We start from the raw sequence: 13,482 nt of genomic DNA, 5'->3' as shown, positions 1-13,482 counted from the left end.
CCCTCCGATTTTGCCACGCAGTCTAGTCAATGAAACGTCCCAAAATAGCCGTCTTCTTCGGAACCCGTCCCGAGGCCATCAAGGTCGCCCCCGTGATCAAGCGACTTGCCACGGACGACCGATTCGAATTGCTGTCGGTTTCGACGGGACAGCACCGCGAAATGCTGGATCAAGTGATCGACATCTTCGATTTGCCGGTGCATCACGATTTGGGCGTGATGACGCCGGGGCAAACCCTAGCAGGCCTTTCTTCCAAACTGATCGCGTCGATCGATCAAATTCTCGAAGCCGAACAACCTGATTTCGCTCTCGTTCAAGGCGACACGACGACGGTTCTGATGGCCTCGCTGGCATGTTTCTATCGCCGCATTCCGACCGGTCACATTGAGGCGGGTCTGCGGACGGGGAATCTGGCCAGTCCCTTTCCCGAAGAAGCCAATCGGGTGTTGGCCAGTCCCATCAGCACACTGCACTTTGCACCGACCTCGGTCAGCCAAACGAACCTGTTGAACGAACGCATCGATCCGGCCAAGGTCTTCGTCACGGGTAACACCGTGATCGATGCCTTGCACTTGGAGGTCCAGCAACAATCCGATCCCGCGGTGGCAGCGAAGATCGACGAAGAACTCGGGTCGGTTCTTCCAAGCGATTGGCGAGAGCGACGTTTTGTTTTGATCACGGGGCACCGCCGTGAAAACTTTGGCGGTGGCTTTGATGAGATCTGCGGTGCCATCTCGGAACTGGCTGAGCGATTCCCGGACGTTCGATTTGTGTACCCGGTGCACTTGAACCCGAATGTGTCCGGACCTGTTCAAAAGGCATTGGGCCAATTCGATAACGTGTTGCTGTTGCCGCCGCAGTCGTATCGTCCGTTTGTGGCGCTCATGCAGGCTTGTGAATTGGTGCTGACCGATTCAGGCGGCGTGCAAGAAGAGGCTCCCGGATTGGGCAAGCCTGTGCTGGTGATGCGTGACACGACTGAACGTCCCGAAGGCGTGGACGCGGGCACCGTTCGCTTGGTCGGCCCAGTTCGCAAGAACATCGTGGACGGCGTCAGTGAATTGCTCAGCGACCGCGAAGCCTATGACAAGATGGCGAGAGCTTCCAATCCTTATGGCGACGGCACCGCATCGGAAAAAATCTTGGACGCGATCGCACAGCACTATTGCTGAAGACTATTGCTGAAGTGCCTTCGAAAGTTCGGACTCATAAGCCCGATTGAGTTGTTTGTAGTCCGCTTGAATCTTCGCGGGCACATCCACCCCTGCGGCGTCATCGGCCAGCGCCGCGAGCACGTTACCGACTGAGCTTGTATTGATTTGTTGCTCCGTCAAGAGCACAGTTTGATCCGCATCGATCACCGCTGCGCTACCAGGTTTCAAACGCAGCAAACCAAATACATCATCGAGCGATGATGAATCGAGTACCGTGACCGCGCCCGACCAGGCCGCCGACAACTCGCGACGGAATCCATCCTCTTCGGTCGCGACGACCCAATGAACGTGAGACAAGTTGGATTGTCGTGATTGAGTGATTGCTGCCGCGATCCAACGAGGCTCCGTCGCCGAGACGTCCTCTTCTTCTGACAGACGAAACAAAACCACTTCGGTCGGATTGCTATCTGCACGAATCGTCCGCATCGCATCGTTGGGCAATCGTCGCCCCAGAATGCTGGATGGTGGTGGCGGTGGAACGGGGACAAAACGCGAAACACGTTGCGGTGTGAAAGGCGGTTGGAAATCAAATCGAGTCGAGTCCTCATCACCGGACTGGGGTGCAAACTCAGCGCGTCGAAATTCAAGCGTCAGCGAACTTTGCTTGGTATCCAAACCTTCGATCAGTGGAAGCGGCAACTCAACTCGACGAATCACACTGACCGTGGGATCGATCCAAAAAACATAAGACTTGCCTTCGGTTTCCGCCGCGATGCGTCGCATCTTTTGCCCGGCAAAATTCGCGTCGGGCAACCACTTCAGTTTCGCAGTGGGTTCGAAGATGCCCGACATGGGGTCGCCCGCGAACAACCATTCCAATTGCGGTGGCGGACCAGCCAGCCCGGCGGACAACTTGGACCGCAGGACTTCATCCGCGAGCACGCGATCGAGGTCCAATCGTTGGTTCTCCGGTTTTTGCCATACATCAACCAGCATCTGAGAATCGAAGTGTCGAGTTTCAGGTTCATCGAACCAGGCATTCAATTCGACTTGGTTGGATTGTGGCGAGGAACTGGCTCGCAGTCGCACCACGTAGGCTTGGACGTCGAGTTGTCGGCCAGTCCAGCGCACTCGAAACGGGGCTCGCTGTTCTTGCTTGCCGCCCGAGAACAACTCCGATGATGCGTCCGCCATCGGGACCACTCGCAGCACGACTTCGCTGGTGTCTTGGTAGTACGAACTGCCGCGATAGCGAGCGAAGATTTGTCGTAGTCGGTCGCGAGGCTCGCCCCGTGCGATCACAAACTGCTGCGGTGTCGTCGCGGCTTCTTCCGTCGTGGACGACGAAGGCGAGCATCCGGTGGTCCATGCAGAGACTCCCGCGACGATGCCGCACGCAAAGATCCATTTCGCGAACTGTTGAATCAAACCGTCACGCTTTCTTTTCACTCAGTGAATCCATTCGAGCTGCTTTGCACAGCAACCGTTTCTCCGCCGCCACCCGGCCGCACTTTCGACAGATGAATTCTGCCGATTGAACTTGTTCGGCTAGCAACGGCAAAGCATCTGCAAGAGTGGATTTGTCCCATTTGCAAATCGACTTTTTGGGGAGTTTCGATTGAGTCAAACTGAGATCAGTGTTCGTAAGTTGGAATTTCGCGACCATCGATGGAGGCGGCCGCGCGGTGAATGTTGATGTCTTGAGTGTACGTCAACATTTTCACCGATCCATCCACCATCGCCGCATTCCAACCATGCGGGTGGGCACTTCCAAAGTCGTGACACGACAAACAATTGTCGGGGGTGTCCAGCGCCGGTTGCCGAGCCGCGAACCGGACATACGAGTGCGTGGTGGTCCCGATTCCCGTGTAACCGGCCAGTGGAGCACGGTCGCCAAAGCAGTCTCCGGTGGTGTATTTCAGGGAATCCATCGCCTTTTCGCCGACCAAATACGTGTGGCTCAAACCGTCGAACACACGCGACAAGGTCGTTCGGCCGCCGAGTCTCCAAACCCCGTCGTACTCGCTTTCGATGACTCGGTGGTCCGCTTCGTTGACCGACGCAGGACCACCGCACATCGCGTAATCCGTCCGTCCGCCGGTCGCTCCGTACCGACTGAGATAGGGTTCCAGCAATGGATAGGCATCCGCGTCACGCCGGGTTGGGCAATGAAATGTGGAGACAGCCGACTGAACGTGTTGTTGCACGCGGTCCGTCGGCGCGATGCTGGGAGCAGCTCCGATTTTTGCCAGTGGCGGTGCCAAGTCAGCTTGTTCCATCAATGCCATCGCCTGGACAATCCAGTTGCCGCCGTTGAACCGAGCGTCGTACGAGCGGCGGCTGTCAAAATCGACCAGGAACGGTGGGACTTCGCCGGAATAGCCCGGCAGATCGCGAAACATCGATTCGTAGTTCTGACAGGCCAACGCGATTTGTCGAATTCGATTGCGACACTTGGTCTGACGAGCCGCCTCACGAACGCTCTGGAGCGCCGGCAAAAGCATCGCGATCAGAATGCCAATGATGGTGATCACCACCAACAATTCCACCAATGTGAATCCGCGACGGTTCACTCGGTCTTGCACAGTCCTCACGGTCAAACCTCAATCAAATGGATGGTTTGTGAGTCGTTCGTCAACTAATTGAATGACAGCTTTGAGGACCCGAGCGCAAGTTCAAAGGCTTCAAAAATCATCCTGAGTGCGAATGAGCCACGATTTGGCGGGCATCTGCATCGAATTGATGCATGTCCATTGCACCCGCGGTCCGGATATTCCGGTTGTGCGAATTTGCACCTGGATAACGGTCACGCGCGTTCGAAGCTTTGATTCCACCCATCGGTGGCGGCTCCGTGTACAGAAATTCCTGCGGGTTCGTCGATACGCCGGATAGCTGGACGATGTCGCCTGAATTTCGCTCGGATCGGACGCCGAACGAATATCCCCGCGAATCTTCAGCATGGTCCTCATGGACCTGGGACTTCAAGGATGAACTCCCCTCCGAAACACGCTGGGAATGCGATGGATCGCAATATGAAGCCACGACATCTGACTGGTCGAGACCGCACAGATCGAACCGCCAAGGAACGGTCTCGTCGCGGCTTGCTGGTCCGACGTGTCTCGTTGGCGGTCTTGATTGCATCGATCTCCGCATCGGCCCATGCCGGTGATTCGCCGACAAGTGCACGTGCGCAACCCAGCCGAGTTTGGCAACCGCGACCACTGGCCCTTCCACCCACGTCTGAAACCGCACCGGCCTGGAAACCGCCCGCAGCCCAACCCGCTTTGGTTGCCCCGGCTCTCCCTCCGGTCACCATCATCATGAACACGCCGGTGCCGGCGGAAGAACCACCAACGATCACGCGGCGGCGCAAGCTGGATTCGAGCGATAGCGCCACCGCATCGCTCGGACGGTCGCAGCAAACGTTCTCACGTCCGATGCCAGCATCCGATCCGATCAATCACCACGCTCGCACGGCCGACTTGGCTCAGTCAGCGGTCGACCAACTTCGCAGCGCCCACTTCGCTGCACGCCGCGGCGCATTTCATTCGGCAAAAGAATCCGCGACGCAAACGCTTCGTATCATCGCCTCCCTCCGAGACTCGCAAACCGGAGGCAACCTGCACACTTCCCAGCTCAACGAAGCCATCACCGCGATTCAGGAATCAACGGACTTCACCGGTCGCTATGGCCCGGTTGATCAAGCCGCATTGAACCGGTTGGTGGAAGTGCACCAAACACCGGCGCTTCATGGTGTGGACACATCCTCGTTGACCGCTGAACGTGCGATCGAGGCTTACCTCAACTATGCACGCCAGCGTTGGGTTGAAGCCACCATTGGTGGACCGCTCGCAGCCGAAGCCACCATGATTTTGGCGGACCTGGAATCAGCCACCCTGACGCCACAATCCAATTCGAATTTGACCGAATCGCGTTCTCGATTGCACGCATCTGAATTGGCGTTGATGTATCGGCGTGCGGCGGTCGAGATCGGACCGGACAACCCCCAAGCCACGGCCGAGCTGGGACGCAACTTGCTCAGCCGATCGATGCCCGCGATCGCGAAGGAGTTGTTGCTGCTGAGCGTGGAGCAGAAACCAACGCGACAAAGTGTTGAAGATTTGATGCGAGCGGCCAGCCAATCAGGCGACGATCAATTGGCGGCTGAATGTCAACAACAACTCGCCTCGGCAAACTTACCCAGCGAACTGCCGGTTCAAGTGATGTCGCCAGCGCAATTCGCGAAAACGCATCAGCAGTTTGCCGCGCCGAGCCAACAGGCTGCCCAGCCAAACTTCACCCAGCCAAACGTTGCGACCAGACAAGCGCCATCGCACGCATATCCGCAGACAGCGACTCGTCCAATGCCGCGGAACTCGATCGACCAAGGCCAGCTAATCGTTCCGGCACAAAACGGGCGTCCGACTCAATCACGAATCGTTGATCCGTCGATGCCCTCCGCTCCTGCCCGTGCGACAACGCCCCGCGGCGGTCTGTTTTGGTAATCCAAATCAACGCCCCCACCGACCAACTGTCTTCGATGGATCGTCCCATGAAACCAACTCGTCTTCGATCGGCGTTTCGTCACGTTTGTTTGGCAACCGGTTTGTTGCTGCCAATGATCAGCGTGGGCGTTTTGCCCGTGGCGTCAGTGCACGCGCAAGAATTGGTTGCGCCGGGACAAGCGACTCCTGAAACCACCGCGCGGCCCACGGTTTTGGGTGGCAACACGGCCAAGTTGCCCGCGCCATCGTTCGCCATGGATGACCTGCCGGACAACCCACCGGTCAACGAAGACGAACTGCTTGAGGTCAACTCACTGCGGAACTATCGCCAGCGGTTGGAAGAGCACAACTTGCGTGCCGAACAAGCCAAACTGGAAGCTCGCGCACGCTTCGAATCACGTTCTCGCGACTTGATCCCTGGCCTGCCATCCAACGCCGCACCGGCCGAGCCAACTGCGCCTCGCAACAACACGTTGCCCGAATCGATTCCAACTCCGGCACCAGCCAAACCATCCACTCCGCCGCCGGTTCCACCCAAATTGACGCCGCCTGCTTCCCCGCCTCGCGCGGCCCAGCCTGCTGTCAATGAAAAGGCTGCGGATGAAGAGAAGCTGTTGGAACTGCCACCACCGCTTCGGCCTCGCCAACCGCGAACGGACCGAACAACACCCGCGCGTCCACAACGCTTGGGCGGCAACGCACCGGCCACGAACAGCCAAGAGTTGCCAGAGTTTCGACCGGTTCCAAATCGCGAACGAGCACAACCATCCAAACCGAGCGAACAATCCAAACGTCTTGATGCGTTGAGGGATGAAGACTCCGCGGTCGAGTCGGCCAGCGATCTGGAAGCACCGCGCACATCGCCTTCACCGAAAGCCCGTTCGACTCGGCCAACCGCACCGCCAACTCCTCCCGCGAAACGTTCCGACAAAAACGATCAACCAAATCGTGAACCGGAGCCCAAGAAGACAGAGGACGATTCATCAGCGTCTCGTTCGCGATCGGTAATCGACACCGAAACGATGGATTCGCGACAACACTCGACGAACTCCAACCGCGGTGGATCCGCTTCCAGTCAAAACATGGGCACGCCTACGTGGCCGGACTTGATGCAGGACGAAGTCACGCGTTGGCCGTTGCCCGCCACGTTCGCGTCTCACGGTGGAGGCCCGCTGTCAGGCCATCCAAGCTCGGTCACATGCTCGACTTGTGGCGGATGCGTGGATCGCAGTGGCGTCGGGGTGGAACGATTGAGCAAGACGCTCGGCGTTTGCACCGGCACTCGCCCGGCCTGCCAGTGCTGGCGTTGTCCTCAAAGCATGCCGTTCAACATCTACGGCCCGGGCAACTACGTCGGACCGGCACGTAGCGCACCGATGCACGAATACCGATTGCGTGGCGGCGACCAAGTTCAGTTGACGTTCCTGATCAAGACTGTTCGCTCGGTCGGTGCTTATCGTTTGGTCGTCGGTGATGAACTGCTGATCGAATCCGAAGCGGATGAAAAGCTGACTCGCGGAACACTTGAACGCGGCTTGGAAATCCAACCCGACGGAACGATCACGCTGCGATTCATCGGTCAGATTCATGCAGCAGGACAAACCATCGATCAACTTCGGGATTTGCTCAACGAACGCTACAAGGAGTACTACCCTGATCCGTCGATCGATGTGACTCCCGTCGCAACCGGAAACATCGCCCGACAAATTCGCGAAGCCATCAGCGGTTCCGAAGGCTTCAACCCTCAACAAACCGTGCAAACAATCACGCCCGAGGGCACGCTTCGACTTCCTCGACTTGGTGCCGTTCCGGCACAAGGTTTGACACTGAGCGAACTCAAACGCGAAATCATTCTGCGTTACGATTCGATGTCAGCGGGTTTGGATGTGGAGGTCGTCCTCGAGCAACAGGCTCCTCACTACGTGTATGTTCTGGGCGAAGTCACCACGCCGGGCCGATTTGAAATCGACGCACCGACAACCGTGCTGGGCGGAATCGCACTGGGCGGCGGCTATGTGCCCGGGGCGAACCTGCGTCAGGTCGTGATTTTCCGTCGCGGTCCGAACTGGGAATTGCTGTCCACGATGCTGGATCTGCGTGGTGCGATCATGGGCAAGGATTCTCGCCCGGTCGACGAAATCTGGCTGCAGGACGGCGACGTGGTCATCGTCCCCCCCAGCCCCATTCGGTTGTTTGACCGTTTTGTCAGCCAGGTCTTCACCGAGGGTGTCTACGGAATCGTGCCATTCACCGGCTTTGGGTTCTCGTTTGGTGACGACAACTGATCGGTTTTCGAAAGTTGCTCCGGCGACTATTCTTTCGGGTACTCCACTCGGAACACTTTCAACCGATTCCTGAGCCCACTGATGCACTATCAACCATTGCCGTTCGATCGCGACCTGATCGACCGAATCATCGAAGATCACCCCACGCCGTTTGTCCTGTATCACGAAGACGGGATCCGTGCGCGGGCTCGTGAATTGACGGATGCGTTTGCTTGGAACGAAGGTTTTCAGCAGTACTTCGCTGTCAAAGCCACCCCGAACCCGCACATCGTCGCGATGATGGCCGAGGAAGGTGGCGGGGCGGATTGCAGCAGCGTGGCTGAACTGATCACCTGCGAACGATTGGGCATCACCGGCCAAGATGTGATGTTCACGTCCAACAACACCACGATGGAAGAGTTCGAGATCGCCAACAAGCTCGGCGCGATCATCAACCTCGATACTCCGCATCATGTCGACCAAATCGCTCAATTGAGCCCGTTGCCAGAAATGGTTTCGTTCCGGTTCAATCCGGGCCCAGAACGCCAAGGCAATGTGATCATCGGCGACCCCAAGGAAGCCAAGTTTGGCAGCACTCGCGAGCAACTCATCGATGGCTACCGCCGCTGTGCCGAACTCGGCATTTCGCGATTCGGTCTGCACGCGATGGTGGTCAGCAACGAACTGAACATCGAAGCGTTGTTGCAAACGGCAGAGATGCTGTTTGAACTCGCCGCTGAGATTCATCGTGAAACGGGGATCTCGGTCGAGTGCATCAACCTCGGTGGCGGAATCGGCGTGCCCTACCAGCCCGGCCAAGAACCTGTTGACTTGCCCGCCTTTGGCGATGGTGTTCGTAAACTGTACGAGTCAATCTTGGTGCCCGCCGGAATCGCTCCGGTGCGAATCCTGATGGAAAACGGTCGTGCGATGACCGGACCGTTTGGCTACTTGATCACCAAAGTCATCAATCAGAAATCGTCCTACAAAGACTACGTCGGCGTGGACGCTTGCATGAGCAATTTGATGCGTCCGGGCATGTACGGAGCCTACCACCACATCACCGTGATGGGGAAAGAGGACCAGCCCGCGGATCGCACCGTCGACATCGTCGGATCGCTTTGCGAGAACAACGACAAATTCGCGATCGATCGCAAGATGCCCGCGACAGAAGTCGGTGACATCGCTGTCATCCACGATGCTGGTGCTCACGGCCACAGCATGGGATTCCAGTACAACGGTCGTCTTCGTTCCGCCGAGATCGTGTTCAACGACGCGGGTGAGTTCCGAGCGATTCGCCGCGCCGAAACCTTCGACGATTACTTCTGCACCGTCGACTTCGATTCCGTCAAAGTCGATCGCAAGCAATCAGCCACGGTTGGCTAACCAACCGTTCGTCCGCCGGGCTCCCGAGCCCGGCGATTGTTGTCTTCACCACCACTTCCAATCGAGTCTCCATGCCTAAGCTCACCGTCGAAAACGTTGGTACCTTTGAAGTTCCCGCTGGCAAACGTTTGGTCAAAGCGTTGGTCGAAGAGGCTGGCACAGATCAACTGCACGCCTGCGGTGGCGTTTCCAAGTGCACGACTTGCCGAGTGGAGTTTGTGGAAGGCGAACCGGAGCAGATCACTGCCGCCGAGAAAGAAACCCTCCGCGTTCGCGAAGTGACCGAGCCCGGCGTTCGACTCAGTTGCCAGATCAACTGCGACCACGACATGACCGTTCGTGTGATCAGCCGACTCGAAGGCAGTGGTCGGAAAGACCAAGGCGGCGCGGTCGCTGATGAGATTCAGCCGGCTCCCGATTGGACCACCAAGTAGTTCACTCAAAAGTGGCATAACAGTCTGTTGATTTAGTCGTATACCAAATGACAACAATTAGCCGATGGGCGTTAGCCCCGGTTGGCGTCTGACTAACCGCCGCTAACGCGGTACGGCTCATTAAATCAACAGCCCGATAGGCCTGTGGGGTACAAGATCACAAGCTAGAAGCTTGTACCACAGGCGTTAGCGAGCTAGAGGTGGAATAATGTCTGCAAACGAGTCGATCTTGGCCTGAAGCTTGCTTCGAATTTCTTTTTGATCGTCGGTCAAGGATTGCAGCGGAGACTTTTCGTTGCGGTCCATCTCAACGTCGAAGAACGATCCGTCGCCATACAGTTTGTAGCGTTGGTTGCGAGCAAATTCGCGAGCCTTGTTGGGACGCCCGTTTCGTTCGTACCACATGAAGATCGATTCGCGACCCTGGCCCTCGTTGCCACGCAGCACCGGCAAAAAGCTCTGACCATCGATTGTCAGTTTGGCGGGAACGTCGGCGTCTGCGACGTCGCACATCGTCGGTAGGAAATCACTGAAGTCGATGATTTGGGATGTCACGCGTCCCGGCGGAACCGCACCCGGCCACTTGGCGATGCAGGTCACATGGTTACCCGCGTCGACCATCTCGCCTTTTGCACCCACGACCTCACCAAACCGAGTCTGGGTGACGATCGGTTTGTCGGTGCCGTTGTCCCCCGTGAAGATCAGCAACGTGTTCTCACGAATGCCGAGTTCGCCCAGTTTCTGATCGATTCGGCCAACGATCTTGTCCACGTAAGCCACCATGTCGCCGAAGTACTCCGGTCGGCCTTTGTAAGTCTTTGAGCCATGTGAATTGGGATCCCAATCTTCCGAATCCGGCGTGGGACAAAACGGGCAATGAACCAACGTCATCGGGTAGTAGGCGAGGAACGGCTGGTCTCGATTCGTTTCCATGAAGTCGCAGAGGAAGTCCGCGAATAGGTCGGACGAGAACTCGCCTTGGTCGTAGTTCTCTTCCGTTCCATTTCGTTCGAGTCGCGGGTTGGGATAGCGGGTGTCTCGTTTCTTGTTGTCCATTCGTCCGCGAGTGTGTTGCCACAACAATGACTCTTCGAACCCAAAGTGCTGTGGCGAATCCAGTTCGTTTCCGAGTTGCCATTTACCCGCGATGCAGGTTCGGTACCCGGCGGACTTCAACAGATGAGCGAAAGTGGTTTGCTTGCGGTCGAGCATCCCAAACTTCACATAATTCCGCTTGTTGGTCATGCCGGTCATCAGCTTGACTCGCGACGGCGTGCAAATGGGCTGCGAGTAACAATGTTCGAACCGCAAACCCTCACTGGCGATCCGGTCGATGTTGGGCGTTTGATAGTCGAGCGAACCGTTGGCACCGATGCATTCAAACCCCATGTCATCGGCCATGATCAGCACGATGTTGGGACGGTCGCTCGATCGTTGCTCGCCGGGTTCTTGGGCCGAAGTGGTGGTCGCGGCGAAGATCAGGGAACAGGCCCAGATAGCAAGCATGGCTCGCCAGGTTTGCTTGAGTTGCGTGTCGCGTGGATCAGTATTGGGGCTCATCGGTTCCGCTCGGTTGGAGATCACTTGCTTCGAAAGATTCGCATCACACCCGTCAAAACTGCCAGTCCACCAAGTGCCGGTGCAATGGCCAGAATCAGCCGAGGTTGAGCGGCGACCACGACGATGCCGATCACGCCGGCGACCGCCAATCCAGGTGGCAGCCACCGCGCGGGACGCTTGAGAGAATCCCAGGCCAACCACAACGCTCCCAGCACCAATCCGACACGCAGCAGCGCCGCGGTCACGAAGGCATGGGTCGACGCCGATCCCAGTGTTTCTTCGCCGATGCCCGCGAAATAGAAGACTCCGCCCAGACCAAGCATGGCGACCGAGAGGATTCCGATGACATTTCGCCGCCACGATCGCTCGGGTGTCGAAGCGGAAGTGTCCACCGGTTCACGCTTTTTCCCGCTCTCTTCACGCGAAGTTTCTACCGCGGCTGCGAGCATCTTCAGTGCAATGCGTGAATAGTTTGGCATGGCCACCCTGGTCAGGATTCTCGGAGGAAAGCAATTCCTGGAGTATACTGACAATCCGCTGCAGGTGCCCCGGCAATTCGTTGTTGGCATCTCGGCGTCGCCAACGACCAACCTGAAACAGCTCCCCACCTCCCACAAAACTCAATCCATCGAATGATGAAACCATCCTGGCTCACGTCCCTCTGTCGCAATCGTTCCCAATCATGGGCCGTTGCCTCGCTCCTCTGCGTCGGCATCTGCACCGGATCTGTCGCGACCGGCGATGACACGCCGAAACCCGCAAGTCCGGAATCACAAACACCCGCGAACGAACTGCAATCGCTCTTCGACGGCAAATCGCTCAGCGGTTGGACCAACCCCTACGAATGGGGAAAGACCGAAGTGGTCGACGGCGAAATCCATCTGACCGCCGACAAAAAGTTCTTCCTGGTGACCGAGGAGATCTTTCATGACTACGAGTTTGAGGGCGAAGTCAAACTCCCCGAAGGCAAGTCCAACAGCGGCTTCATGGCTCGTGGCCAAGTCTCACCGAACAAGGTCTTTGGTTATCAAGCTGAAGCGGATCCGACCGACCGTCGATGGTCGGGCGGTTTGTACGACGAAGGTCGCCGGCAATGGCTCAATCCATTGTGGGAACAACCCGAGGCCCAAGCGGCGTTCGATCGCGATCGCTGGAACCGCTATCGAATTCGCTGCGTCGGCAATCACTTGCAGTTCTTCATCAACGATGTGCCGACCACCGACTACTTTGACCCCGTTGATCTGAGCGGCCGAGTCGGACTGCAACACCACGGTGAAAAAGGCCAGACCTATCGGTTCCGAAACTTGAAGGTCCGCAACCTGGGCAGCCATGAGTGGAAACCTTTGTTCGACGGCAAGTCATTGGACGGTTGGGAAACCGTTGGCGGCGGCACGTGGACCGTGGTCGACGGCATTCTGCAAGGCCGCGCCAGCAGCGAAGCCAACGAACCCAACGGCATGCTGTACAGCAAGCACCCGATGACCGATGGAACCTATCGCATCGAGTATCGATTCAAAAAGGGCGACAGCGGCTTCTTTGTTCGCAGCGAGATCACTGAGAACAAACCGTTCGTCAAAGGTGTTCAGTGCGAGATCGACACCTCCGATGAAGTTGGCGGCCTGTACCAAACTGGCGGAGCGGGTTGGTTGGTGCGTCCTCTGCATTACCTCGAAACGGGATTCCCCAAAGACCGGCATGCCGTCGTCAATCGACACTGGAAACAAGCCCGTGAAGGTTTGCAACTCGACAAGAAACCAGTGGTCTCGGACGACGATGAAACGCCTTGGAACATGATGACCGTCAGCGTTCATGGCAAACGCATCGTCGTTCACTTGAACGATTGTTTGGCCGTCGACCATGTCGTGGAAGACTTGGCTGACTCCGGAGTGATCGCCTTGCAACTGCACGGCAACCAAGACCTCGAAGTCGACTTCCGCAAAGTCGAAATGCTGGTCCCAACCAGCGAAGAGTAGAGCTCCGTCCACGACGACAGGTGAAGTAGGCCAGGTTCCACCTGGCGATGGTGATTGGCCGTTGGATCTGCCCCGTCAAAAGAAGCCTGAATGGCGATCACACCTCGCTTCTGCCGAAGCATCGGCGCGGATGCCAGGTGAGACCTGGCCTACGTTGCCGAACCGAATGAGCGATGAGATATCCTGTCGCTCGTTCCAGCCACCGA

At 57.4% G+C, this 13,482-nt stretch carries 10 protein-coding genes; 6 read left to right on the top strand and 4 right to left on the bottom strand.

The window, feature by feature from the left end; genetic code table 11:
* The first annotated feature begins 29 nt into the window (after nucleotides 1-29).
* Nucleotides 30-1,172: a non-hydrolyzing UDP-N-acetylglucosamine 2-epimerase gene (gene wecB, locus RE6C_RS24920; RefSeq protein ID WP_008661099.1), complete on the top strand. Its 1,143-nt coding sequence runs from the start codon at nucleotides 30-32 to the stop codon at nucleotides 1,170-1,172.
* Nucleotides 1,173-1,175: 3 nt separating this feature from the next.
* On the opposite strand, the gene RE6C_RS24915 is transcribed toward wecB, so the two are convergent.
* A complete protein-coding gene (locus RE6C_RS24915; RefSeq protein WP_008661097.1) occupies nucleotides 1,176-2,603 on the bottom strand; it encodes a hypothetical protein in 1,428 nt (475 codons plus the stop codon).
* Nucleotides 2,604-2,788: 185 nt separating this feature from the next.
* Entirely contained in the window at nucleotides 2,789-3,739 is a 951-nt protein-coding gene (locus tag RE6C_RS24905; protein WP_008661092.1) for a DUF1559 family PulG-like putative transporter, read from the bottom strand.
* A gap of 447 nt (nucleotides 3,740-4,186) precedes the next feature.
* Between RE6C_RS24905 and RE6C_RS24895 the strand changes: the two genes are divergently transcribed.
* The 4 genes from RE6C_RS24895 to RE6C_RS24880 all read left to right on the top strand — a co-directional run bounded on the left by RE6C_RS24895 (nucleotide 4,187) and on the right by RE6C_RS24880 (nucleotide 9,743).
* Nucleotides 4,187-5,659: a tetratricopeptide repeat protein gene (locus RE6C_RS24895; RefSeq protein ID WP_236618510.1), complete on the top strand. Its 1,473-nt coding sequence runs from the start codon at nucleotides 4,187-4,189 to the stop codon at nucleotides 5,657-5,659.
* A 35-nt stretch (nucleotides 5,660-5,694) separates the two neighbouring features.
* Nucleotides 5,695-7,944 (top strand): polysaccharide biosynthesis/export family protein, encoded by a 2,250-nt coding sequence (locus tag RE6C_RS24890; protein WP_008661087.1) that lies wholly within the window; start codon nucleotides 5,695-5,697, stop codon nucleotides 7,942-7,944.
* Nucleotides 7,945-8,025: 81 nt separating this feature from the next.
* The gene (locus RE6C_RS24885; protein WP_008661086.1) at nucleotides 8,026-9,309 is read left to right on the top strand and encodes a diaminopimelate decarboxylase; all 1,284 of its coding nucleotides are present in this window, start codon (nucleotides 8,026-8,028) and stop codon (nucleotides 9,307-9,309) included.
* Nucleotides 9,310-9,380: 71 nt separating this feature from the next.
* The gene (locus RE6C_RS24880; RefSeq protein WP_008661084.1) at nucleotides 9,381-9,743 is read left to right on the top strand and encodes a 2Fe-2S iron-sulfur cluster-binding protein; all 363 of its coding nucleotides are present in this window, start codon (nucleotides 9,381-9,383) and stop codon (nucleotides 9,741-9,743) included.
* A 186-nt stretch (nucleotides 9,744-9,929) separates the two neighbouring features.
* Here the strand turns inward: RE6C_RS24880 and RE6C_RS24875 are convergent, their stop codons facing one another.
* Together RE6C_RS24875 and RE6C_RS24870 are read right to left on the bottom strand one after the other, a co-directional pair.
* Nucleotides 9,930-11,303, bottom strand: a complete 1,374-nt coding sequence (locus RE6C_RS24875) for a sulfatase family protein (protein WP_039963388.1) — start codon at nucleotides 11,301-11,303, stop codon at nucleotides 9,930-9,932.
* A gap of 20 nt (nucleotides 11,304-11,323) precedes the next feature.
* Nucleotides 11,324-11,782: a hypothetical protein gene (locus RE6C_RS24870; protein WP_008661079.1), complete on the bottom strand. Its 459-nt coding sequence runs from the start codon at nucleotides 11,780-11,782 to the stop codon at nucleotides 11,324-11,326.
* A 153-nt stretch (nucleotides 11,783-11,935) separates the two neighbouring features.
* Between RE6C_RS24870 and RE6C_RS24865 the strand changes: the two genes are divergently transcribed.
* Entirely contained in the window at nucleotides 11,936-13,276 is a 1,341-nt protein-coding gene (locus RE6C_RS24865) for a 3-keto-disaccharide hydrolase (protein WP_008661078.1), read from the top strand.
* Nucleotides 13,277-13,482 lie beyond the last annotated feature (206 nt).

The sequence above is a fragment of the Rhodopirellula europaea 6C genome (assembly GCF_000338295.1).
GTDB classification, from domain to species: domain Bacteria; phylum Planctomycetota; class Planctomycetia; order Pirellulales; family Pirellulaceae; genus Rhodopirellula; species Rhodopirellula europaea.
Note: the sequence above shows the minus strand (reverse complement) of the source record. Positions and strands in the feature narration are given on the sequence as shown.